The organism is Streptomyces sp. NBC_01241, assembly GCF_041435435.1.
Classification (GTDB): domain Bacteria; phylum Actinomycetota; class Actinomycetes; order Streptomycetales; family Streptomycetaceae; genus Streptomyces.
Window position 1 is genome coordinate 5,406,261 of sequence record NZ_CP108494.1, and the last position, 23,629, is coordinate 5,429,889.

Consider the following 23,629-nt stretch of genomic DNA (forward strand, 5'->3'; position numbering starts at 1 on the left):
CTACGGGCGCCGCCGCACGGCGGCCGTAACCGTCGCCCCGGTGTTACGCAGCAACCGTCGCCCCGGTGTTACGCAGCAGGTGTCCCGGTCACAGCGTCAGGCCGCCTTCGAGCCTGTCCAGCGCCTGGTGGATCAAGGCGATCAGATCGCCCTCCTGACCGTGCTCGCCCCAGTACAGCGTCACCTCGCGCAGCGCCCCCAGCACCGCCGCGGTGAACACCCTGACCTCCAGGTCGTCGGGGCTGCGGCCGCTGCGGTCGGCGAGTGCCCGGGCCAGCACCTTTGCCGTGTCCGACATGGTCTCCGTCATCCGCGCCCGGATGGCGGGGACCTCCACCATCAGCCGGGTGCGCTGCCGCAGTTCCTCCTCCTCGCTCGCGAGCAACGCCGTCAGCGACTCGGTCACGATGAACCGCAGCGACTCCAGCGGCGGTTCATCGGCCGGCCGGTTGCGCAGCTCGGCCTCCATGACCGGGTCGCACTCGTCGGTGAGGACGATGTCCTCCTTGGCCGGGAAGTACCTGAAGACGGTGCTCGGCGACACCTCGGCCGCCTCCGCGATCCGCTCGATCGTCGTCGCGTCGTACCCCTGCTCGGAGATCAGCCGGTACGTCGCCCGGCGGATCGCGATCCTGGTCTTGATCTTCTTCCGCTCGCGCAGCCCCGGCCGGGGCTGCGCGCCGGGGGCGGAAACGGAAGAGGGACGGGAGGTTGCGGCCATGGTCGTCATTGTCGGCCATGGAAGGGTGCCCGGACCATGTCCGTACCCTCGTCCGCGCCCTCCCGCGACGGCGGTCAGTGGTGGCTGTAGGCCACCAGTGAGATGCCGACGTAGTGCACGGCGAAGGCCGCCAGGGTCAGCGAGTGGAAGACCTCGTGGAAGCCGAACCAGCGCGGGGACGGATTGGGGCGTTTGATGCCGTAGATGACACCGCCCGCGCTGTACAGCAGCCCGCCGACGACGACGAGCACCAGCACCGCGATCCCGCCGGTGCGCATGAAGTCCGGCAGGAAGAAGACCGCGGCCCAGCCCATCGCTATGTAGCACGGCGTGTAGAGCCAGCGCGGGGCGCCGACCCAGAAGACCCGGAAGGCGATGCCCGCGGCCGCCGCTCCCCAGACCGCCCACAGGAGCGGCGTCCCCGTCGAATCGGGGAGCAGGAGCAGGGTCAGCGGGGTGTAGGTGCCCGCGATGATCAGGAAGATGTTGGCGTGGTCGAGCCGGCGCAGCACCGCCTCGCCCCGCGGGCCCCAGGTGCCGCGGTGGTACAGCGCGCTCACACCGAACAGCAGGCACGCGGTCAGGACGTAGATGCCGCAGGCGATCCGGCCGCGGACGCTGCCCGTCAGCGCGATCAGCACGATCCCCGCGACGATCACGGCGGGAAACATCCCGGCGTGCAGCCAGCCGCGCAGGCGCGGCTTCACCGGGAGGGTGTCGGACTCGGCTGTTTCCAGCCCGGTCGGCTCGGGCGCGGCGGCGGCAGCAGTCATTCCCGCATCGTACCTACGCAACCGTAGGTAACGGATGGGAGTGGCAATGCTCACGTGTGCGGCCCCCTGGACATATGGGCGTATCGGCCGGATGATCAAATGAGTGCGGTCGGCACCGGATGAGCGCCAGTGGGGTCGAAGCATCCGGGTCGCAGCCCCCACGGGGCCAACCAAACAGACACCCTCATCAAGGAGCGATCGTGGCGCGCGACATCGCGGCTCCCCTCACTGTCCCCACCAACCACCAGGAGCTCATCTCCTGGGTGAACGAGATCGCAGCCATCACCGAGCCGGACCGGGTGGTCTGGTGCGACGGTTCGGAGGCCGAGTACGAGCGCCTGTGCGGGGAGCTCGTGGCCAGGGGCACCTTCACGAAACTGGACGAGACCAAGCGCCCGAACTCCTACTACGCCGCGTCCGACCCGAGCGACGTCGCCCGGGTCGAGGACCGTACGTTCATCTGCTCCGAGAAGGAGGAGGACGCCGGTCCGACGAACCACTGGAAGGCCCCCGCCGAGATGCGGGCCATCTTCACCGGTGAGAAGGGTGTGTTCCGCGGCTCCATGCGTGGTCGCACCATGTACGTCGTGCCCTTCTGCATGGGCCCCGTCGGCTCCCCGCTCTCCGCGATCGGCGTCGAGATCACCGACTCCGCGTACGTCGCCGTCTCGATGCGCACCATGACCCGCATGGGACAGGCCGTCCTCGACGAGCTCGGCACCGACGGCTTCTTCGTCAAGGCCGTCCACACGCTGGGCGCGCCCCTGGAAGAGGGCCAGGAGGACGTTCCGTGGCCGTGCAACAGCACCAAGTACATCTCGCACTTCCCCGAGGACCGCGAGATCTGGTCGTACGGCTCCGGCTACGGCGGCAACGCCCTGCTCGGCAAGAAGTGCTACGCGCTGCGTATCGCCTCCGTCATGGCCCGTGACGAGGGCTGGCTCGCCGAGCACATGCTGATCCTCAAGCTCACGCCGCCGCAGGGCGAGGGCGAGGGCCCGAAGTACATCGCCGCCGCGTTCCCGAGCGCCTGCGGCAAGACCAACCTCGCGATGCTGGAGCCGACGGTCCCCGGCTGGACCGTCGAGACCATCGGCGACGACATCGCCTGGATGCGGTTCGGTGAGGACGGCCGCCTCTACGCGATCAACCCCGAGGCCGGATTCTTCGGCGTCGCGCCCGGCACCGGCGAGCACACCAACGCCAACGCCATGAAGACCATGTGGGGCAACTCCGTCTTCACCAACGTCGCGCTCACCGACGACGGCGACGTCTGGTGGGAGGGCATGACGGAGACCGCTCCGGCCCACCTCACCGACTGGAAGGGCAACGACTGGACGCCCGCGTCCGAGACGCCGGCCGCCCACCCGAACGCCCGCTTCACCGTCCCGGCCGGCCAGTGCCCGATCATCGCGCCCGAGTGGGAGGACCCGAAGGGCGTGCCGATCTCGGCCATCCTCTTCGGTGGCCGCCGCGCCTCGGCCGTACCGCTGGTCACCGAGTCCTTCAACTGGCAGCACGGTGTCTTCCTCGGCGCCAACGTCGCCTCCGAGAAGACCGCCGCCGCCGAGGGCAAGGTCGGCGAGCTGCGCCGCGACCCGTTCGCCATGCTGCCGTTCTGCGGCTACAACATGGGCGACTACATGGCCCACTGGATCAAGGTCGGCGCGGACAAGCAGGACCAGTCGAAGCTCCCGAAGATCTACTACGTGAACTGGTTCCGCAAGAACGACGCGGGCAAGTTCGTGTGGCCGGGCTTCGGCGAGAACAGCCGCGTCCTGAAGTGGATCGTCGAGCGCCTGGAGGGCAGGGCCGAGGGCGTCGAGACGCCGATCGGCGTCCTGCCCGCCAAGGACGCCCTGGACACCACGGGCCTGGACCTCTCCGACTCCGACCTGGACTTCCTGCTCACGGTCGACAAGGAGGTCTGGCGCGAGGAGGCGGCGCTGGTCCCCGAGCACCTCAACACCTTCGGTGACCACACGCCGAAGGAACTGTGGGACGAGTACCGCGCGCTGGTCCAGCGCCTGGGCTGACGCCCCGGGCGCACCCCGCGCGGGTGCGCCCCCGCCCGCCCCGCGGCCGGGTCTCTCGATATCCGCCCTGACCTGTGGGATCAACGGCCCACCGCGGTACGGCCCCCGGAATCCCCTGACGGTTCCGGGGGCCGCCCTTTTCCGTACCCGGTGGCACCCGGACCACGCGCCTCGACGGCCCGTGGACCGGGGCCGTCAGAGGGCGCCGACCAGTCGCGACGGGGCTGCGGGGACGGCGGCGATCGCAGCCGTGTGGGCGTCCATGCGCTCGGCCGCGAGAATCGCGACGGCCGTGTCGGCGCGGGACGCGGCGACCACCAGCGCGCGGCCCGCGAGGGCGTGGGCGCGGCGGTGGAGCGTGAGCGCGGGTGTGTCGGTGCGACCGGCGTGCCGGGCGGGCGGCGCACCGCGCAGCCTGGCCACCTGCTCGGCGATACGGTCGCCCGCCACGCCGAGGCCCAGCTCGTCGGTGACCGCGAGAAGCGCGGCCAGGTGTCCGGCGAGCTGGATGTCCAGCTCCTCCTCGCGGGAACGGTGCGGGAAGTCGTCGGCGTGGTCGGCCGGTGTGTGGACCGATTTGGTGCGGATCGGTTCGTACATGGATGGCCTCCTGGTGGTGCTGTGGAACCATCCTAGCTTGGATTGTGTCTAAAGTTATTCGCAATCGATTCCGGGATGGGTGCTCGACCGTAGCGGCCGGCCGCTACGGCTGGCCGTACCCGTCCAGGAAGTGCGCGATCCGGGTCACCGCGTCCGTCAGATCCTCGGTCGACGGCAGCGTCACGACACGGAAGTGATCGGGCTCCGGCCAGTTGAACCCCGTACCGTGCACGACCATGATCTTCTCGGCCCGCAGCAGATCGAGGACCATCTGCCGGTCATCCTTGATCTTGTAGATCTTGGGGTCGAGCCGCGGGAAGAGATACAGCGCCCCCTTCGGCTTCACGCAGGTCACGCCCGGAATCTGCGTGAGCAGGTCGTACGCGACATCACGCTGCTCCAGGATCCGCCCGCCCGGCAGCACCAGTTCGTTGATCGACTGCCGCCCGCCGAGCGCGCTGGCCACGGCGTGCTGCGAGGGCATATTGGCGCAGAGCCGCATGTTGGCGAGAATCGTCAGCCCCTCGATGTACGAGGAGGCGTGCGCCTTCGGCCCGCAGACCGCCAGCCACCCCGAGCGGTATCCGGCCACCCGGTAGTTCTTGGAGAGCCCGTTGAAGGTGAGCACCATCAGATCGGGAGCGATCGTCGCGGTCGGGGTGTGGGTCGCTCCGTCGTACAGGATCCGGTCGTAGATCTCGTCGGAGCAGACGACCAGGTTGTGGCGCCGGGCGATCTCCGTCAGCCCGCGCAGCATCTCGTCGTCGTAGACGGCGCCCGTCGGATTGTTCGGGTTGATGATCACGATCGCCTTGGTGCGGTCGGTGATCTTCCGCTCGATGTCGGCGAGGTCCGGCATCCAGTCGGCCTGCTCGTCGCACCGGTAGTGCACGGCCGTACCGCCGGCCAGGGACACCGAGGCGGTCCACAGCGGATAGTCCGGCGCCGGTACGAGGACCTCGTCGCCGTCGTCGAGCAGCGCCTGCATCGACATCTGGATCAGCTCGGAGACGCCGTTGCCCAGGTAGATGTCCTCGACGTCGAGATCGATGCCCTTGGTCTGGTAGTGCTGCATCACCGCCCGCCGCGCCGACAGCAGCCCCTTCGCGTCGCCGTAGCCGTGCGCCCCGGAGAGGTTGCGCAGTATGTCTTCGAGGATCTCGGGCGGGCACTCGAACCCGAACGCGGCAGGGTTGCCGGTGTTCAGCTTGAGGATGCGATGGCCGGCCGCTTCCAGCCGCATCGCCTCCTCCAGCACGGGGCCTCGGATTTCGTAACAGACATTGGCGAGCTTCGTGGACTGGATGACCTGCATGTCTGGGAGCTTACGACCGTGTTTCACGGGTCGCCCGGGCTTTGCTCCCCGATTGCCCCACCCGGGTACTCCCGACGTCCCGCCCCGGCTTCCATCCCCATGCGCCCCCGCCCCCGAACCGTGGGAACGCCGGTCTGGGCGGGGGCCGGGCTTGGAATGGGCCGGAACGGGGACGTGACGGACTCGGCCGGGTGAGATGCGCCACGTCAGCGAGGATGTTCGGAGCGTGACGTGTTGCCTCGGCGCCCCCGTCAGCCTCCGCGGTCGGCCGGAGTTTCCCGGTCCAGCCGATGCGGGCGAGGCGGGCGTCGAGACCGAGGCCGGGAGGGTGGCGTCGGCTGTGATCGGCTTCGCGGTCGGATGTCATGTTCCGGCCGTAAGCAATCAGGTGGCTCGGAGGGCCAGCAGGTCCACCGCCCCCGTTGTGCTCTCGTTGCCCCGCCCGTCCGCGAGGAGGCGTTCCAGCAGGGCCAGGTACGGCGTCAGCAACTCGTTGCTGACCCCCTGTTCCTCGGCCGTGCGCAGGAGTGTGGCACTGCCCGCGACCTGCATGGCGAGGTTGGATACGACGCCTTGTGTGTAGTCGCCTTCGGTCAACTGGGCGGCGGCCGCGTGCACAGAGGGCGTCATGGCGAGGAGCCAGTCGGCGAGGAGCGGGGCGAACGCCGTCGGCTCGATGTTCTCCTTGCGGATCAGGGCGAACGCGTGCGCGACGCCGGCGAACATCCCGTACATCGCACTCAGCAGCGCCACATCGTGCAGGGCGGCGAAGCCGGCGTCCTCGCCGACGTAGGACGTGCCGGCCGGTACGGCAAGGACGGCGCGGTGGGCGTCGAAGAGGGCGCGGGAGCCGCTGTAGAAGACGTAGGCGCCGGAGCCCGGGGCGCCGATCATCGGCGGGACCGCCATGATCCCGCCGTCCAGGAAACGGGCCCCGCGCTCGCGGGCCAGGGCGGCGCGGGCGCGGGCCTGGGCGGGGGTGGAGGTGGTGAGGTCGACCAGATCCTTTCCGGCCAGGTCGATGCCGGTCAGGGTCTCGTCGACCGAGGAGTCGTCGAGCAGGCAGACGACGACGAGCCCGCTCGCCGCCACCGCCTCGGCCACGGTCCCGGCGACGGTCGCCCCCTCGGCGGCGAGCGGCTCGGCACGGCCCGGACCGCGGTTCCAGACGGTGAGCGGATGCCCGGCGGCGAGCCAGGCGCGGGCGAGTGCGGTACCCATGGCACCGAGCCCGAGGAGAGTGAGCGGCGACTTCTCAAAGGCGTTGTCAGTCATGCCGATTAGGCTTGTCGCAGGCCCGGAAGTGATCAAGTACGCACTTCGAAGTGGGTGGTTACCGCCAGGTGAGCGAGCAGCTGGGAGGGGTGCACCGTGGGGACCCTACGGAGGCCGGGGGCGTACGTCTGCGGGATCGACGCGGCGATGGATGTGATCGGCGGCAAGTGGAAGGTGCTGATCCTCTGGGCGCTCAACGAACAGGTGTGCCGTTTCGGTGAGTTGCGCAGGATGGTGCCCGGTATCACGGAGAAGGTGCTCACGTCACATCTGCGGGAGCTGGAGGAGGACGGCATCGTGCACCGGGAGGTGCATGCGGAGGTGCCGCCGCGCGTCGAGTATTCGCTGACCCCGCTGGGCGTCGGACTCAACGAGGCGCTGCGGCCGCTCGGCGCCTGGGGGAGGGAGAACATCCTCGTGGACGCCGAGCAGCCGCTGCCCTGACGGGCGGGTGCCGTTACGTGCTCTTGTCCTCGGCGAGCGTGTGTGCGACCAGGGCGTTGGCGTGCCCGTGGCCCAGGCCGTGCTCGGACTTGAGCCAGTTGACGATCTCCACGTGCTTCGTCAGCGGCGAGGACCGGATGAGGTCCTTCCACTCCGCTACCGGGCGGCCGTACTTCTTCTCGATCGATGGGAAATAGCTGGCAGGGCCTTTCACCGCATCAGTCATGGCGGGCATTCTGCCATCGCCGACGGTGATCGTCCGGGCGATATTCGACGGCCGGCCGGCCGCGCCTCCGGCGGTGAACCGCGCTCCGGCACACTGCGCCGGTGAACGCAGCCCCTTCCTCGTTGCCGCAGGTACGAGCCCTGAGCCATGGCGAGTCCCGGTCCGCGGGCAGGCCGCTCGAACCCCGCCCTGCCCCTGACGCCGAAATTCCACTCCGACCGGACGGCGGGCGACCGGCCGATCCTGGTCCGGCCGGCCGAGGACGCCGTCCACCGCTCGCAGTTCGTCACCGGCACCGTCACCGGCGGCCTGACCGCGCACCCCGACGGTGACCGGTGGCGCGCGCCCTCATCCGTCCGTGGGCCGGTAGCTGAGAAGATCGCCCGGCTGGCACTCCAGCACCTCGCAGATGCGGGTGAGGGTCGTGAAGCGGATGGCCTTGGCGCGTCCGTTCTTGAGGATGGACAGATTGACATTGGTCACGCCCACGCGGGAGGCCAACTCGGCCAGTGTCATGCCCCGTTCGACGAGGAGGCGGTCCAAGTGCACCTCGATGGCGTGGCCGTCCTCGGCATCGGGTGACATCAGACGGTTCCTTCGAGTTCCTCGCGCATGGTGACGCCGGCCCGCACGATCCGCGCGAAGGTGAGCAGTCCGAGCGCGGTGAGTATCGCCAGGTACGGGGGTGTCCAGGTGCTGAGCCAAGCACCGGGGGAGAAAGGGGTCAAGTGGGTGAGAGTCGCGCTCAGCGCCGCTCTGGCGTTGGCCTCGATGATGCCGGCGGCGAGGCTGCCGCACAGCAGCCACCAGCCGAGCCGCCGCAGTCGTTGTGCGGTCAGCCGGTGGTGGACCCCGTCCCGTGCCGCCCCGCGGAGCAGTCTGTTGAGCAGGAACAGTCCACCTATCAGCAGTACGAAGGACGGCAGCGAACCGAGCGCGTCAAGGAACCGCTGGTAGGTGTTGCCCGGCGAGGCGCAGTACCGGGGGATCGTCATGACGTCCACACCGGCTCGGGCGTCGAACATGGCGGCGGCGTCGTCGGACCCGCCGGAGATCGAGTCCGAGGTGACGCAGACGTCCGCACCGCCCCAGCCCAGATGGACGCCCGTGTCGAACAGGCTGAGGATGAACCCGGCCACGAGGAGCGCGGTCAGCAGACGCAGGACGCCCGATACGACGGTGGAGAGAGGTTCGAGCAGCTTCGAGTCCTCGGTCACAACGGCCCCCAGTTATCGATAATCGATGTTATCGAAAAACGATACACGCCGCCTCCTGCCAAGAAAAGCCCCCCACGGGAGATCCTGTGCGGCGCGGTATGGCGCCGCGCCGCGTGAGTCGTGGATGGGTGTCGTCCGAGGCGGCACCGTGCTGTCCGCCGGGGCTGGGCGGCCCGGGACCGGACCGTCCGACTCCTCGCGGCTTGAAAGCGCCCCTTGTGGGGGCCCCTCCGGTGCGCCAGCATGCGCATGTCAAAACCGAAGGAACTTCGGTTTCAGGGGCCATTGGGGTCCCGGACAGGTCACCGGAGGGGACCCCCACATGAAGAAGCCTCTCGTCGGCGCGCTTTTCACCGTTCTGCTCCTCGGGGTGGGAATCGCACCCGCAGCCGCGACCGCGGCCGCCGGCCACGACGCGGCAGCCACCGGCACGGTCAAGGAACAGGTCAAGGCCAAGGCGGTCAACTTCGCCGGAACCGTGGCGCTCAGCAACTGTTCCGGCTCCGTCGTCCGTACGCCCGACTCCCAGCCCAACGACCCCGCGCTCGTGCTCTCCAACGGGCACTGCATGGAGTCGGGCTTCCCGGGACCGGGCAAGGTGGTGTTCGATCAGCCGTCCACCCGTAGCTTCACCCTGCTGAACGCCGCCGGCAGCGGAGTCGGCACCCTGCGGGCGAGCAAAATCGCGTACGGGACGATGACCGACACCGACATATCGGTGTACCAACTCACCAGCACCTACGCGCAGATCGAGAGCAGCTACGGCATCAAGGCCCTGGAGCTCAACACCGCGCACCCCGTCCAGGGCACTGCGATCACGGTCGTCTCCGGCTACTGGAAGCGTACGTACGCCTGCAACGTGGACGGTTTCGTCTACCGCCTCAAGGAGGGTGCGTGGACCTGGAAGGACTCGGTCCGCTACACCTCCGCCTGCCAGACCATCGGCGGTACGTCCGGCTCCCCGGTGATCGACAACGCGACCGGCAAGGTCGTCGCCGTCAACAACACCGGCAACGAGAACGGTCAGCGCTGCACGGACAACAATCCGTGCGAGGTCGACGAGAGCGGCAATGTGACGGTGCGCCAGGGCATCAACTACGCCCAGGAGACCTACGGCATCGTGCCGTGCATCGGCACCGGCAACAAGTTCGACCTCAGCCGGCCCGGGTGTGTCCTGCCCAGGCCGTAAGCGTGTGAGCCCCGTCGCCGCCGCGCCGCCCGTCGGGTGTCGCGGCGGCGACGGGGCTCGTCGGCTCAGTGCGTGCCCGTGCGGCGGATGGCCGCCTCGATCCCGTCGAGCAGTACGTCGAGTCCGACCGTGAAGGTCTCCCGCGCTTCGCGTTCCAGGTACGGCAGTGCATCGACGTCGGGGGTGGGCGGCTGCGGGGCGGCTGCGCTCTCCATGGCGCTCAGGCTCGGGTAACGGTCCGCGAAGTCGGGTGCCACCTCGCCCAGCAGTGCCGAGCGGGCGAACCACCACTCCTCGTCCGACTCGCCCGTCACCGCCGCGGCCTGCCGCGCCTCGGCGACCGTCCCGGCGCAGCCGCGGACGAAGTGGGTCAGCGTGCCGACCAGTCGCCGCAGGAGCGGGGCGTCGAGCCCGGTCCCGTTCAGCAGGCGTACGAGTGTGTCGAGGGCGGCGTACTCGTGCGGGCCGAGGACCGGGCGGGCCTGGGAGACCTGGAGCACCCAGGGGTGGCGGAGGTGGAAGGAGAGGGTGTCGCGCGCCCAATCGGTCAGCCCGGTACGCCAGTTGTCGACATCGGCGTACTGAGTGGGCAGCTCGGCGTGGACCGCGTCGTACATCAGGTCCAGCAGCTCGCTCTTGCCGGGAACGTACGTGTAGAGCGCCATCGCCGTCCGGCTCAGCCGCTCGCCCACCGCGCGCATCGAGAGCGCGGCCATGCCCGCCTCGTCGGCGACGGTGATCGCGGCGGTCACGATCGCGTCCACGCTCAGCCCCGGCCTGGGGCCCGGGCCGGGGGTGCGACGTGGCTGCCCCGGCTGTTCGGCGCGCCATAGCAGGGACATGGAGCGGCGGGCGTCGCCTTGTCCCGCGAAGACCACCACTTGCGACTCCTTACGCCGTAAAGTAACCTCGCCGAGGTAATTCCTTACGGCGTAAAGTATCAGCCGAAGAGAGTGGGTGCCGCGATGGGGCAGGCGTTGCCCGTGTCGTATGTACGGGTCGTGGGCGTGGAGCGGATTACCCCGCGTACGGCGCGGGTGACCTTCGCCGGGGACGCGTTGGCAGAGCTCATGGAGGACCGGCCCGACCAGCAGATGAAGCTCTGCTTCCCGAGGGAGGGGCAGGAGGCGCCCCGGCTGCCGGAGCCGGATGTCGACGACACGTACGGCATGCGGTGGTACGAGGCGTACCTCGCGATCCCCGAGCCCGAACGCCCACTGATGCGGAGCTTCACCGTTCGCGCGTACGACCGCCGACTCGGCCTGATGACCGTCGACTTCGTGCTGCACGGCGACGAAGGCCCCGCCGCCCGCTGGGGCCGGGCCGCGCGCCCTGGGGACGTCCTGGGCATGGTCGGCCCGTCGTCGATGTACGCCAGGCCGCTGCCCGCCGCCGACTGGCTGCTGCTGGCCGGGGACGAGACGGCGCTCCCGGCGATCGGGACGCTCCTGGAATCCCTTCCGGCCGGGGCGCGGGCGGTGGTGTACGCGGAGGTCGCCGACGAGGCGGAGCGGCAGGTGCTCGACTCGCCCGGCGAGGTGACCGTGCACTGGGTGCACCGGGACCGGGGCGAGACGCTCACGAACGCGGTGCGGGGCGCCGGCCTGCCCGCCGGGTCCGGCGCGGCATGGCTGGCCGGCGAGGCCGGGGCGGTGCGGGCGCTGCGCCGCCACCTGGTCGAGGAGCGCGGACTGCCCGGGACCGCCGTGGAGTTCAGCGGCTACTGGCGCGCGAACCTCGGCCAGGACGACGCCCCGACCGAGGAGGACCTGGCCTGGGCGAAGGAGCGGGCGGCGGAGGGGACGGAGACCTCATAGACCCTGGCCCTCACAGGCCCTGACCCCTCGCAGACCCTGGACCCTTATAGGCCCTGGATGCGGCCCGATAGGCCCTGGATGCGGCCCGCTCCCCGTACCGCCCGGCCCGCCAGCACCTGGGTCCGGTGGCCGTCCTCGATGACGAAGCGGCCGTCGATCAGGACGTGCGGGATGCCGACCGGCAGGGTGCGCGGTTCCTCGAACGTCGAGCCGGCCGCCACCGTCGTCGGGTCGAAGAGGACCAGGTCCGCGCGGTAGCCCTCGCGGACGTACCCCCGGTCGGCCAGGCGCAGTCGCCGCGCCGGGCGGGAGGTGAGGTGGGCGACGCACTCCTCCAGTGACAGGACGCCCAACTCCCTTACGTACCGGCCGAGATACTGCGGGAACGTGCCGTACGCGCGGGGGTGCGGCTTGTCGCCCTGGAGGATGCCGTCGCTGCCGCCGGTGTGCACCCGGTGACGCATGATCTGCCGGACGTTCTCCTCGTGGCCCACGTGCTGGAGGATCGTGGAGCCGAGCCGGTCCTCGACGAGCAGCCGGCGGGCAGTCACCCAGGGCGCCTCGCCGCGCAGGCGGGCGGACTCCGCCACGGTGCGGCCGACATGCCCGGCGAGGGCGGGCACGCTCACGCCCGAGATCTCGATCGTGTCCCACTCGATCGGCACGCCGTGGCAGCCGTCCGAGCCCAGCACCTCCAGGTGGTGCCGGATCCGTTCCGCCGTTGCGTCGTCCGCGAGCCGGGTGAGGATCGCCTCGGGCCCGCCCTCGCTCGCCCAGCTCGGCAGCATCGCGACGAGCGTCGTGCAGCCGGGGGTGTACGGGTAGGTGTCCAGGGAGATGTCGGCGCCCGCGGCGAGGGCGTCGTCGAGCAGGGCGAGGAGCTCCGGCGCCCTGTCCTTGTTCACGCCGAAGTTCATGGTGGCGTGGGCGAGATGGAGGGCGCAGCCCGCGTTCCTGGTGAGCTGCACCATCTCCTCGTAGGCGCCGAGCGCGCCCGCCCCGTAGGAGCGGTGGTGCGGGCAGTAGTACCCGCCGTACCGGGCCACCACCCGGCACAGTTCGGTGAGTTCGGCGTCGTCCGCGTACATGCCGGGGGTGTACGTGAGGCCGGAGGACATGCCGACCGCGCCGTCCGCCATGCCCTGGGCGACGAGTTCCTTCATCCGGGTCAGCTCGGCGTCGGTGGCCGGACGGTCCTCCCAGCCCATCGCGTACATCCGGACCGTGCCCTGCGGGACGAGGTAGGCGGCGTTGACCGCGATGCCCTGGCCGCCGAAATTGCGGTCGAGGCGGTCCAGGTATTCGCCGACCGTGCGCCAGTCGAGGTCGACGTCCGAACCGTCGCCGTTCCAGCCGGTGATCGTCTTCCGTACCTCGGTGAGCGTACGGTCGTCGACCGGGGCGTACGACAGGCCGTCCTGGCCGAGGACTTCGAGCGTCACGCCCTGCGCGGCCTTGGCACTGTGGTCGGGGTCGCGGAGCAGCGCGAGATCGCTGTGCGCGTGCATGTCGACGAAGCCGGGGGAGAGGGCGAGTCCGTCGGCGTCGAGGACGCGGCGGGCGGTGGGGCGTGGCCCCGGCGCGTGTTCGGGGTGGATCTCGACGATCCGGCCGTCGCCGATGGCCACGTCGGCGCGGCGGGCGGGGGTGCCGGTGCCGTCGACGACGTCGGCGTTGCGGATGACCAGGTCCATGGGGGCTCCAAATCAAGCCCCTCCGGCGATCGAGGAGCGGGGGTCCGGGGGCGGGAGCCCCCGGACCCGGGAAGGGGCTGGCTGGGGAATCAGAAGAAGGTGCGGATGTAGTCCGTGACGGTGCCGTCCGCCGCGACGAGCGGAATCAGCTGCCACTTGTCGAAGCTCGTGCACGGATGCGACAGGCCCATCCCCACCCAGTCGCCCACCTCCAGCTCCGTGCCCGGCTCCGTACGCACCCACGTGTGCTGGTCCGACAGGCCGCTGACCGTGACACCCGTCGCGGGCCGGACCGTGCCGTCGCGGCCGGACCGGACGACCTGGGCCTGCGGGAGGTCGAGGTCGTACGCCGCGTCCCGCTTGCCCGCGTTGAGGAACGCCTGCTCGGGGGAGGGCCGGGAGACCACCTGCGCCCAGAGCCGGAAGGCGGGCTGCAGGGCCCCTTCCTCCGGGACGCGGTTGAACGGGGTGAGGTGGCGGTAGTGGACGTCGTCGTGCGAGACGTACGCCCCCGAGCGCAGCAGCTTGAGCACCGCACCGGAGAGGTCCGGGACGTCCGCGAACACGTCCGCCACCGCGTCGAACCACGCGCTGCCGCCCGCGCTGATCACGATCTCCTCGCCGGCCGCCACCGCCGCGTCGAACCTGCCCGCGCGATCGAAGCCGACGGCCAGCGCCACGAGCCGGCGCAGCCACTCCCGTACCCGCTCGCCGGACGCCTCCGGCACCTCGCCCTCGTAACCGGCCACGCCCACCAGGCGCAGCGTCCCGGTCGCGGCCACCGCGTCGGCGACCGCCGCGCAGTCGGCCTCGGTGCGGGCACCGGTACGCGCGCCCTCGCCCGCGCCCAGCTCCACGACGACGTCGACCGGGCGGGAGGCGTCCGCCGCCCGCAGCGCCTCGTCCATCAGCTCCACGCCGCGCACCGAGTCGACGTAGCAGACGAAGCGGAAGTCCGGGTCGCGGTCCAGCTCGCCGGCCAGCCAGCGCAGGGCCACGGCGTCGACGAGCTCGTTGGCGAGGAAGATCCGCCGGATCCCGTAGGCCCGGTAGACCCGCGCCTGGTGCGGCACGGCCGCGGTGATGCCCCAGGCGCCGTGCGCCAGCTGGCGGGCGAAGAGCTGCGGGGACATCGACGTCTTGCCGTGCGGCGCGAAGGCGAGCCCGTGGCGCTCCGCGTACGTCTCCAGAAGGGCGAGATTGTGCTCGACCGACTCGGCGGACAGGGCGAGCACCGGGGTGGTGAAGCCGTCCGTGAAGAGATTGCGCCGCTCGGCGGCGAGGGCGCCGACGGTCAGGCCCTCCGCGTCGGGCGGGAGCGCCTTGAAGCGGTGGTCGACCAGCTCGTCGGCAAGTCCGGCCGCACGTTCGGCCACGGGACGGTCGGCGGCCAAGGGGGCCTCCTCGATCGAAGTGTCGTTGCAGCATATGCAACACCCATTGCGCATATCGCTTGAGGCTGTCTAACATCCGAGCCGACGCCGGGTCAATGCCCAGTGCCGTGCGCGGCGAAGCCTGCCGGGCGTCGGAACGGGCGCCGAACCAGTGCCGGTGCCGGCGCTGGTGCCGGTGTCGGAGCCGGCACCGAGTCGGTGCCAAAGCCCGTGCCGCCCCACCGAACCGCTGCCCCGCAGCACCGAACCCGCAGACCCCCCGCGAGGAGCCCCGAGTGTCCGGAACCCCGGCCAGGACCGCCGACGCCGACACGGCCACCGATGTCGTGTGCCTCGGCGAGTCCATGGTGACGTTCCTGCCGTCGCAGCCCGGACGCCTCGCCGACGTACCCTCCTTCGGCCGCGGTATCGGCGGCGCCGAGTCCAATGTCGCCTGCGCGCTCGCCGCGGCCGGGCACCGGGCGGCCTGGGTCGGCCGGGTCGGCGCGGACGGGTTCGGGGACCACCTCGTCGAGACGATCGCCGGGTACGGGGTCGACACCTCCGCCGTCCGGCGCGACCCGGTGCGGCCCACCGGGATCTACTTCCGTACGGCGACGGACCGGGCCACCGACGTGCACGAGGTCGCGTACTACCGGGCCGGGTCCGCGGCCTCCGCGATGTCCCCGGACAACGTCCCGTACGAGGCGCTGTTCGCGGGCCGCGTCCTGCACCTGTCCGGCATCACGGCGGCGCTCTCCGCCGACTGCCTGGCGCTGCTGCGCGACCTGACGGCCCCGCGCCCCGGCCGCCCGCTCGTCTCCTTCGACGTCAACCACCGCCCCGGCCTGTGGCGCGACGACGACGCGGCTCCCGCGGTGCTCCTGGACCTGGCGCGCCGCTCCGACCTCGTCTTCGTCGGCGAGGACGAGGCGGAGGAGGCATGGGGGGTGCGTGGGGCGGACGCGATTCGTGCGGTGCTGCCGGAGCCGGGGGTGCTGGTCGTGAAGCGGGGGGCCGAGGGGGCGACGGTGTTCTCGGGGCCCCGCTCCTCAGGCGCCGCAGCGGCTGACACCGTCATCACCGTCCCCGCCCTCCACGTCGACGTCGTCGCCCCCGTCGGCGCCGGTGACGCCTTCGCCGCCGGGTTCCTCTCCGCCACCCTCCGCGACCTCCCCGTACGCGAGCGCGTCCGGCACGGCCACCTCATGGCCGCCGCCGTCCTCACCGTTCCCGGCGACCTCACCGCCCCTCCGGCCCGCGCGCACGCCGACGCCCTTGCCGCACTCGACGACGAGGCCTGGGGGAGACTTCGTCTCGGCCCCGGGTGGACGGGGGACGACCAGGAGGTACGTACGACATGAGCGGGCGCAGCGAGCGAACGGACAAGAGGGGCGTCCCGGGCGACGACCGGGCCGAGGGCAGCGAGGCACGCGCATGAGCCAGACCGTCGACCGGGCGCTGAGCATCCTGCCGCTGCTCGCCCAGGGGCCCGCCGACCTCGGACAGGTCGCCGAGCGGCTCGGCGTCCACAAGTCCACCGCACTGCGCCTGCTCCGCACGCTCCACGAACACGGGCTCGTCTACCGCCAGCAGGACCAGCGCTACCGCCTCGGCGCCCGCCTCTTCGCGCTCGCGCAGGAGGCCGTGGAGAACCTCGACGTACGCGAGATCGCCCACCCCCACCTCGTCGAACTCAACGAGAGCTGCGGCCACACCGTGCATCTCGCGGTGTACGAGGAGCACGAGGTCCTCTACATCGACAAGGTCGAGAGCCGCTACCCGGTCCGGATGTACTCGCGGATCGGGAAGCCCGTCGCGATCACCGTCGCCGCCGTCGCGAAACTGCTCCTCGCCGACCTCACCGAGCCCGAGCGGCGCGCCATCGCCGAGAAGCTCGACTACCCCATGTACACGCCCCGTTCGATCCCGAACGCCGGTGCGTTCCTCAAGGAACTCGCCGTCGTCCGCGAACAGGGCTGGGCCACCGACCTCGGCGGCCACGAGGAGTCCATCAACTGCATCGGTGCCCCCATCCGGGGCGCGGACGGGCGGGTCGTCGCCGCGATGTCGGTCTCCGCACCCAATGTCGTCGTCACGGCCGAGGAACTCCTCACCCTGCTCCCGCTGTTGCGCCGCACCGCCGACGCCATCAGCCGGGAGTACTCCGGCACCAACCCACCCAAGAAAGCCTGAACAGCCATGACCGAGAAGATCGCCCTCACCCCGAGCACCCACACCACCCCGCCCGCGAAGTTCTCGCACGGGGTGAAGAAGGGAAACATCCTCCAGGTCGCCGGCCAGGTCGGCTTCCTCCCCGCAGTAGAGGGCCAGGCCCCGACCCCCGCCGGTCCGACGCTGCGCGAGCAGACCCTCCAGACCTTCGCCAACGTCAAGGCGATCCTGGAGGAGGGCGGCGCGAGCTGGGACGACGTGATGATGATGCGCGTCTACCTCACGGACGTGGACCACTTCGCCGAGATGAACGAGATCTACAACACCTACTTCGGCGAGCAGGACCTGAAGGCGGCCCCCGCCGCCCGTACGACGGTCTACGTCGGCCTCCCCAAGGGCCTGCTCATCGAGATCGACGCGCTCGCGGTCCTCGGCTGATCCAGCTGATCCACTTGCCGCACCCGCTTCACCGCACCACCGCGCACGGCGCGGCGCCCCGCACCACGGGAGCGCCGTGCCGCGCTCCTCCCGCGAGGGGGTCCTGAAGATCTTGGCCGGGCTCGCGATGCCTGGCACGCACATCTGCCGCGTTGCCGAAACGCCCTGATAGCTCCGCTATAAGGGCGCTCCAGCGCCTTGCAGCTGCACGCACCAGACCCCGCTCCCCGATCCGGCCAAGACCTTCAGGACCCCCTACCCAAAAACCGTCTCCGACAACGGAGTTGCCCATGCTGCTCGCCGCATCCCCGCAACCGGCCGAGACACCACCCCACACCGGTGGACTCCTCCTGCTCATCGACGGCACCGCCGGTCTGCTGACCGTCGCCGCCCTCGGTATCGCGCTCCTCCTCTTCCTGATCATCAAGGTCAGGCTGCAGCCGTTCGTCGCGCTGCTCGCCGTTTCCATAGCCGTCGGCCTGGGCGCCGGTCTGTCCGTCACCGAACTCTTCGGTACGGTCCAGAAGTCCGCCGCCGTCTCCGTCATCGAATCCGGCATGGGCGGCATCCTCGGCCATGTGGCGATCATCATCGGCCTCGGTACGATGCTCGGCGCGATCCTCGAAGTCTCCGGCGGCGCCGAGGTGTTGAGCGCCCGCCTGCTGAACCTCTTCGGTGAGAAGCGCGCCCCGCTCGCCATGGGCCTGACCGGCCTCATCTTCGGCATCCCGGTCTTCTTCGACGTCGGCATCTTCGTCCTCGCGCCGATCGTCTACGCCGCCGCCAAACGCTCCGGCAAGTCGATCCTGCTCTACGCGATGCCGCTGCTCGCGGGTCTCTCGATGACCCACGCCTTCCTGCCGCCGCACCCCGGCCCGGTCGCCGCCGCCGGGCTCTTCCACGTCTCGCTCGGCTGGGTCATCCTGATGGGCGCCGTCGTCGGCATCCCGTCCGTGCTCGCCGCCTGGGGTTACGCCGCCTGGATCGGCAAGCGGATCTTCGTCGACGTCCCGCAGGACATGGTCGACGCAGCCGAGGAGGCCAAGGCCGCGGTCGTCGCCGAACAGCGGGCCGCCGGGGTCACTCCGCGCGAGGAGCCGGTCGGGCTCGCCACCGTGCTCACGATCATCGGCACCCCGCTGGTGCTGATCCTCGCCGCGACGTTCTCCTCCATCGCGCTGGACCCCTCCACCCTCCGATCGGTCATCGAGTTCTTCGGCAACCCGTTCGTCGCCCTGACGATCGCGCTGCTGCTCGCGTACTACCTGCTGGGCATCCGCCGCGGCTGGTCCCGCAAGTCCCTCGAAGCGGTGTCCACCTCCTCCCTGAAGCCGGTCGGCAACATCCTGCTCGTCGTCGGCGCGGGCGGCATCTTCGGCGCCGTCCTCAAGGGCAGCGGCATCGCGGACGCACTCGCCGACACCTTCAACGACGTCGGCCTGCCGGTCATCCTGCTCGCCTGGCTGATCTCCGTGGTGCTGCGCGTCGCGCAGGGCTCGGCGACGGTCGCGATCGTCACCACGGCCGGCATCGTCGTCCCGCTCGTCGAGGGCCAGGACATGTCGCAGGCGCACCTCGCCCTGATCATCATGGCGATCTCGGCCGGCTCCATCTTCGCCTCGCACGTGAACGACGGCGGCTTCTGGATGGTGTCGAAGTACTTCGGCATCTCCGAACGCGACACCCTGAAGTCCTGGACGGTCCTGGAGACGGTCCTTTCGGTGGCGGGGTTCGCGGTGGCGGCGCTGCTGAGCCTGGTGATCTGACATACGCGGGCGCGGGGGATCGGCATGGTGTTTGCCGGGTGCACGGGTGCCGGGAGGTGCCGGGTGCATGGGTGCACGGGTGCCGGGTCAGGACTGGCGGGTACAGACGATGTTCTTGTTTCCGTCCACCTTCCAATACCAGTACCGTTCCCCGGCGCCCGCCGGACAGACCTGGCCGCTGTACGACTTGGGCGCGCTGAAGTAGCCGGTGATCTGCAGGATGGAGTAGCCCGCGACCGGCACCCGGTCGGAGCTGCAGTTCCAGACCACCATCAGATCGGCCTGGCCGTTCCCCTTCAGATCGGCGGGAAAGCACTGGCCCTTACGGAATTTGCGCGACAGACACAGGGTCGTGTCGAAACCGTCGTCCGCCGAGTGGTGCCACTCGCCGCGGCCGTTCTCGCTGCTGCAGTCGTCGGGGGAACCGGAGGTGGAGGTGGCGCTGGTGACATGGACATAGGCGTTGGCGGATGCGCAGTCGACCCGGATGGGCGTCGAGGCGCTCCACCTCCCGTGCCCGTCGTCGTAGACGTTGAGACAGTCACCGGAGCGCACGGCGCGGAACGCCAGATCCGTGGCGTCGGGGGTGGGCGTGGGGGTGGGCGTCTGCCTCGCGGTGGAACCGTAGGCACTCCCGCCGGACGCGCTGCTGCCGGTGCTGCTCGTATCGAAGAGCTCCCAGGGCCGCCAGATCACGAGTACGAAGAAGACGACCGGGACGAGCAGCCAGCCGCTGCCGGAGGACTTCTTCGCCGCCGGTGGTGCGGGTGCCGCGGGTGGTGTCGGTGTACGGCGGGGCGCCGACGAGGACGGGGACGATGACGTGGACGAGGCCGACGACGGCCGTGCCGACGAGGCACGTGCACGCCGCTCGGCCCGCTCCCGCTCGGCCCGCTCGTGTTCCTCGGCGGCGCGCTGCCGTTCCCGTGCGGCGCGTTTCTCCGCGCGTTCGCGCTCGGCGCGCTCGTGTTCCTCGGCGGCGCGCTGCCGTTCCTGCTCGGCGCGTTCCCGCAGGATCCGTTCGCGTTCCCGCAGCTGCCGCAGGTGTGCCTCGCGCTCCTCGGTGTACATCCGGGTGGTGTTCGGCGGCGGCACCATGCTCGTGCGCTGGTCGACGGTCGGAGCCTCCGGTTCGATCCGGTTCGTGCGCGCGAGGTCCCGGCCCTGGGCCGCGTACTCCTCGATCAGTGCCGTCCAGCGCGGCGGCAGCCAGCGACTGCCGCTGTGCGTCGCCGGCATTCCGGCCTGCTCCGCCCGGAACCGGCCGAGCAGACCGGCGGGCGTGGGGCGTTCGGCAGGGTCGGCGGCCAGGCAGGGGCGGATCGTCGGGACGAGCTCCTTCGGCAGCCCGTCGAGGTCGAGTTCGCCGCGCTGGACCCGGGCGAGCAGGCGCAGGGTGTCGCCGTCCGCGCGGTACGGCGGCCGCCCGGTGGACAACAGGAACAGGGTCGCGCCCAGCGAGTACACGTCCGAGGCGGCCGTGGACGGCTCGCCGCGCGCCTGCTCGGGCGAGGTGAACGCGATGGTGCCCAGGGTGAGGCTGGTGCGGGTGAGGTCGTTGGCGTGGGATATGCCGAAGTCGATCAGCCGCGGTCCGGCGAGCGGCAGCAGAACGTTCTGCGGCTTCACATCACGGTGCACGATGCCCTCCCGGTGAAGGGTGACCAGCGCCTCCGCGGTGCCGGCCGCCGCCCATCGCACGGCCGAGGCGGGCAACACCCCGCAGGTGCGCACCAGTTCGGACAGCGGGGGTGCGGCGATGTAGTCGATGGCCATCCAGGGCCGCTCGGCGCCAGGGTCGGCGTCCCGTACCCGTGCCGTGTGCGCACTGTCGACCCGTTGTGCGAGCGTCACCTCCCGGGCGAACCGCCGCCGGTCGACATCGCTGACCTCCCCCTCGGCGAGCAGCGTCTTCACCGCGACGAGCCCCCCGGCGCCCTCGGCTCCCCGGCCGGACTCCCCGGGGCCCTGTCCGCCGTCGCTCCGGGCCAAGTAGATCCGCCCCATGCCGCCGGAGGCCAGCCGCCCGATCAGCCGGTACGGCCCGAGCACCGTCGGATCGTCCGCGCCCAGCGCCTGAACCCGCGCCCCGGCCATGTCACTCCCCCCGTCGCACCACCGCGCTCCCACCACGGTGGCACGCGGGCGCCCAGGAGGCCATGGGCCGGACCTGCCCGGGACAAAGCGCCCGGGTCCTGTACAGGCCCGGGACGGCCCCCGACCCCGGCCCCGTGGACCGGCCCGGGACAGCCCCCGACCCCGTACATGCAGCAGCGCCGCCGGGGGAGCGGCGGCGCTGCTGGTCACTGGTGCCGGACGGGGTTACGGCAGGCCGTGGACGTGCGGGGCCACCGCGTTCGACCAGGCGTTGCCCGACTTGGCGTCCCAGTTGGTCGACCAGGTCATCGCGCCGCGGAGACCCGGGTAGGTCTTCGAGGGCTTGAAGGTGCCGCAGTTGGTGCCCGAGGCCAGGCAGTCCAGGGCCGCGTTCACGACCGAGGGCGCCACGTAGCCGCTGCCCGCACCGCTGGGTGAGGCGGGGACGCCGAGGCCGATCTGGGACGGGGCGAGGCCGCCCTCCAGCTGGATGCAGGCGAGCGCGGTGAGGAAGTCCACCGAGCCCTGCGAGTAAACCTTCCCATCGCAGCCCAGCATCGAACCACTGTTGTAATACTGCGTGTTGACGACGGTCAGGATGTCCTTGATGCCGAGCGCCGTCTTGAAGTACTCACCCGACGCCGACTGCATGTCGATGGTCTGCGGGGCCATCGTGATGACGAGGCCGGAGCCCGCCTTCTGCGACAGGGAGCGCAGCGCCTTCGTCATGTACGTGGAGTTGAGGCCGTTCTCCAGGTCGATGTCGACGCCGTTGAAGCCGTACTCCTGGATCAGCGAGTAGAGGGAGTTGGCGAAGTTGGTCGCGGAGGCGTCGCTGTTGACCGAGACGGACCCCTTCTCACCGCCGACCGAGATGATGACGTTCTTCCCGGCGGCCTGCTTCGCCTTGATGTCGGCCTTGAACTGGTCGACGGTGTAGCCGTTCAGGCCTGCCGTGTCCAGGTTGAAGGTGACGGCACCCGGGGTGGTCGTGGCGTCGGCGAAGGAGACCGCGATGATGTCGTAGTTCGCGGGTACGTCGCTGAGCTTCTGCACGGTCGCGCCGTTGTTGAAGTTCTGCCAGTACCCGGTCACCGCGTGCTTGGGCACCGAGGTGCCGGGGTTGGGGTTGCCGCCGCCGTCCTTGGCCGTACGGCCGCCGACCGTGGCGGACTTGACGGACTCACCGGCCGCGTTGGTCGCGGACACCGCGAACTGGTACGCCGTGTCGGCGGCCAGGCCCGTGATCGTGGCGGAGGTCCCGGTGGACGTGGTGGCCTTCGTACCGTCCTTGTAGACGGTGTAGCCGGTCGCGCCGGACACCGCGTTCCAGGACAGGGCCACGGAGGAGGACGTGGTCGCGCCGACCGCGAGTCCGGCGGGCGCGGCGGGGATCTCGGGCGTGGGGTCGGTGCCGCCGCCTCCGTCGGGGCCGTTGACCGAGATGTCGTCCGCGTAGTAGGCGGCCTGCCCGTACCAGCCGTGCGTGTACACCGTGACCGAGGTGGTGCTCGGCCCGGTCTTGAAACTGGTGGTCAGCTGGGTCCAACTGGTCGAGCCGGGGGACCAGGTCGACACGTCGGTGGTTCCGGTGCCGCTCGCGCCGAGGTACGCGTACCCACCCTGCACCCAGGAGCTGAGCGTGTACGTCGAGTCGGGCTTCACGGCCACGGTCTGGGTGCACTGTGCGTTGTCCTGGCCGGCCGGGGTGGCCTTGAGGGCGGCGGTGCCCCCGTGCACGGGGGAGGAGACCGTGGTGCCGCTGCCGGCGGAACAGGTCCAGTTGGCGAGCCCCGACTCGAAGCCCGCGTTCTTGGCGACGTTGACATCGGCGGCCTGGGCGTTGCCGACGAGGCCGGTGGCGGTCAGCGCGCCGGCCGCGAGGACGGCCAGGGCGCCACCGAGGAGCGGCCGCGTGTGGCGCCTGCGGAGTCTGTGGTCGCTGATGGGGGAAGGTTCCACTTTGCTGCCTCCGTGGGGGAGTTGGGGGATGCCTGGCAGGGGTGTTGGGATGCCGGGCGGTGGTGCTGGGGGGAAGCGCCCGAGCAGGGGTGTTGGGATGCCGGGCGGTGGTGCTGGGGGAAGCGCCCGAGCGGGGGTGCTCGGGGTGCCCGGGGACGAGCCGGCGGGGTTGACCGGCGGTACCTCGGGCTGTCCTTGGAGTGGCGCGGGGATGAAGGGGGAGTGGAGCCGGGCGACGGGGGTCACCGCTGGCCGATAAACTGGTCCAGACCAATCAAGTTGTCAAGACCTCTGGCAACGAGAGCCGCGCGTACCGCGTTCGCCGACCCGCTCTCCGCCCGCTCTGTCGCCCTCCCTGTCGGCTACCCGCCGGCCACCCCCGAGTGCCCCCGCGCAGGTTCCGGAACGGCCTTGGGCCCCCAGGGATTGACGTTTTGTTGACTCGGCGTGCCCCGTGCGGGTGACGTGACCCAGATGTCCGGACAGTGACGGTCCGGCCCTCGCCCGGCCG

The 23,629-nt window shown here is 70.7% G+C and carries 21 protein-coding genes; 8 read left to right on the forward strand and 13 right to left on the reverse strand.

The window, feature by feature from the left end; all coding sequences use genetic code 11:
- Positions 1-88: 88 nt before the first annotated feature.
- Both OG306_RS24325 and trhA read right to left on the reverse strand, forming a co-directional pair.
- Positions 89-721: a TetR/AcrR family transcriptional regulator gene (locus OG306_RS24325; RefSeq protein ID WP_266748189.1), complete on the reverse strand. Its 633-nt coding sequence runs from the start codon at positions 719-721 to the stop codon at positions 89-91.
- A gap of 74 nt (positions 722-795) precedes the next feature.
- Positions 796-1,494, reverse strand: coding sequence for a PAQR family membrane homeostasis protein TrhA (trhA, locus tag OG306_RS24330; RefSeq protein WP_266748190.1), 699 nt, complete (start codon positions 1,492-1,494; stop codon positions 796-798).
- 200 nt (positions 1,495-1,694) lie between these two features.
- Here trhA and OG306_RS24335 point away from each other — a divergent pair, with 200 nt between their 5' ends.
- Positions 1,695-3,530: a phosphoenolpyruvate carboxykinase (GTP) gene (locus tag OG306_RS24335; RefSeq protein WP_266748191.1), complete on the forward strand. Its 1,836-nt coding sequence runs from the start codon at positions 1,695-1,697 to the stop codon at positions 3,528-3,530.
- Positions 3,531-3,725: 195 nt separating this feature from the next.
- On the opposite strand, the gene OG306_RS24340 is transcribed toward OG306_RS24335, so the two are convergent.
- From OG306_RS24340 to OG306_RS24350, 3 genes are all read right to left on the reverse strand, one after another.
- Complete coding sequence (locus OG306_RS24340) at positions 3,726-4,130, reverse strand: hypothetical protein (RefSeq protein WP_266748192.1); 405 nt, start codon at positions 4,128-4,130, stop codon at positions 3,726-3,728.
- A 103-nt stretch (positions 4,131-4,233) separates the two neighbouring features.
- Positions 4,234-5,445, reverse strand: a complete 1,212-nt coding sequence (locus tag OG306_RS24345) for a pyridoxal phosphate-dependent aminotransferase (protein ID WP_266748193.1) — start codon at positions 5,443-5,445, stop codon at positions 4,234-4,236.
- A 384-nt stretch (positions 5,446-5,829) separates the two neighbouring features.
- The gene (locus OG306_RS24350; protein ID WP_266748194.1) at positions 5,830-6,720 is read right to left on the reverse strand and encodes an NAD(P)-dependent oxidoreductase; all 891 of its coding nucleotides are present in this window, start codon (positions 6,718-6,720) and stop codon (positions 5,830-5,832) included.
- Positions 6,721-6,816: 96 nt separating this feature from the next.
- Here OG306_RS24350 and OG306_RS24355 point away from each other — a divergent pair, with 96 nt between their 5' ends.
- On the forward strand, positions 6,817-7,164 hold the full coding sequence (locus OG306_RS24355; protein WP_323183923.1) for a winged helix-turn-helix transcriptional regulator: 348 nt from the start codon (positions 6,817-6,819) through the stop codon (positions 7,162-7,164).
- A gap of 13 nt (positions 7,165-7,177) precedes the next feature.
- Here OG306_RS24355 and OG306_RS24360 read toward each other — a convergent pair whose 3' ends face one another.
- The 3 genes from OG306_RS24360 to OG306_RS24370 form a co-directional block, all read right to left on the reverse strand.
- On the reverse strand, positions 7,178-7,390 hold the full coding sequence (locus tag OG306_RS24360) for a DUF4287 domain-containing protein (RefSeq protein ID WP_266748195.1): 213 nt from the start codon (positions 7,388-7,390) through the stop codon (positions 7,178-7,180).
- 348 nt (positions 7,391-7,738) lie between these two features.
- Positions 7,739-7,975 (reverse strand): helix-turn-helix domain-containing protein, encoded by a 237-nt coding sequence (locus tag OG306_RS24365; protein WP_266748196.1) that lies wholly within the window; start codon positions 7,973-7,975, stop codon positions 7,739-7,741.
- The gene (locus OG306_RS24370; protein ID WP_266905613.1) at positions 7,975-8,607 is read right to left on the reverse strand and encodes a DUF2975 domain-containing protein; all 633 of its coding nucleotides are present in this window, start codon (positions 8,605-8,607) and stop codon (positions 7,975-7,977) included. The genes OG306_RS24365 and OG306_RS24370 overlap by 1 nt, the downstream gene beginning before the upstream one ends.
- Positions 8,608-8,929: 322 nt before the next feature.
- On the opposite strand from OG306_RS24370, the gene OG306_RS24375 reads away from it, so the two are divergent.
- Positions 8,930-9,796 (forward strand): S1 family peptidase, encoded by an 867-nt coding sequence (locus OG306_RS24375; RefSeq protein ID WP_327349411.1) that lies wholly within the window; start codon positions 8,930-8,932, stop codon positions 9,794-9,796.
- A gap of 65 nt (positions 9,797-9,861) precedes the next feature.
- Here OG306_RS24375 and OG306_RS24380 read toward each other — a convergent pair whose 3' ends face one another.
- Entirely contained in the window at positions 9,862-10,677 is an 816-nt protein-coding gene (locus OG306_RS24380; RefSeq protein WP_266905609.1) for a TetR/AcrR family transcriptional regulator, read from the reverse strand.
- 84 nt (positions 10,678-10,761) lie between these two features.
- Here OG306_RS24380 and OG306_RS24385 point away from each other — a divergent pair, with 84 nt between their 5' ends.
- Positions 10,762-11,613, forward strand: coding sequence for a siderophore-interacting protein (locus tag OG306_RS24385; RefSeq protein WP_266748200.1), 852 nt, complete (start codon positions 10,762-10,764; stop codon positions 11,611-11,613).
- Positions 11,614-11,657: 44 nt separating this feature from the next.
- Here OG306_RS24385 and OG306_RS24390 read toward each other — a convergent pair whose 3' ends face one another.
- Both OG306_RS24390 and OG306_RS24395 read right to left on the reverse strand, forming a co-directional pair.
- Complete coding sequence (locus OG306_RS24390; protein WP_266905607.1) at positions 11,658-13,307, reverse strand: N-acyl-D-amino-acid deacylase family protein; 1,650 nt, start codon at positions 13,305-13,307, stop codon at positions 11,658-11,660.
- An 89-nt stretch (positions 13,308-13,396) separates the two neighbouring features.
- Complete coding sequence (locus OG306_RS24395) at positions 13,397-14,755, reverse strand: alanine racemase (RefSeq protein ID WP_371665609.1); 1,359 nt, start codon at positions 14,753-14,755, stop codon at positions 13,397-13,399.
- Between the two features lie 221 nt (positions 14,756-14,976).
- Between OG306_RS24395 and OG306_RS24400 the strand changes: the two genes are divergently transcribed.
- From OG306_RS24400 to OG306_RS24415, 4 genes are all read left to right on the forward strand, one after another.
- Positions 14,977-16,044, forward strand: coding sequence for a sugar kinase (locus OG306_RS24400; RefSeq protein ID WP_266748203.1), 1,068 nt, complete (start codon positions 14,977-14,979; stop codon positions 16,042-16,044).
- Positions 16,045-16,117: 73 nt separating this feature from the next.
- A complete protein-coding gene (locus OG306_RS24405; protein WP_266748204.1) occupies positions 16,118-16,876 on the forward strand; it encodes an IclR family transcriptional regulator in 759 nt (252 codons plus the stop codon).
- Positions 16,877-16,882: 6 nt separating this feature from the next.
- Complete coding sequence (locus OG306_RS24410; RefSeq protein ID WP_266415004.1) at positions 16,883-17,293, forward strand: RidA family protein; 411 nt, start codon at positions 16,883-16,885, stop codon at positions 17,291-17,293.
- 290 nt (positions 17,294-17,583) lie between these two features.
- Positions 17,584-19,059 (forward strand): GntP family permease, encoded by a 1,476-nt coding sequence (locus OG306_RS24415; protein WP_266748205.1) that lies wholly within the window; start codon positions 17,584-17,586, stop codon positions 19,057-19,059.
- Positions 19,060-19,146: 87 nt separating this feature from the next.
- Here OG306_RS24415 and OG306_RS24420 read toward each other — a convergent pair whose 3' ends face one another.
- Together OG306_RS24420 and OG306_RS24425 are read right to left on the reverse strand one after the other, a co-directional pair.
- The gene (locus tag OG306_RS24420; RefSeq protein WP_266905605.1) at positions 19,147-21,156 is read right to left on the reverse strand and encodes a serine/threonine-protein kinase; all 2,010 of its coding nucleotides are present in this window, start codon (positions 21,154-21,156) and stop codon (positions 19,147-19,149) included.
- A 225-nt stretch (positions 21,157-21,381) separates the two neighbouring features.
- Positions 21,382-23,103, reverse strand: coding sequence for a chitinase (locus OG306_RS24425; protein WP_323184053.1), 1,722 nt, complete (start codon positions 23,101-23,103; stop codon positions 21,382-21,384).
- Positions 23,104-23,629: the final 526 nt, after the last annotated feature.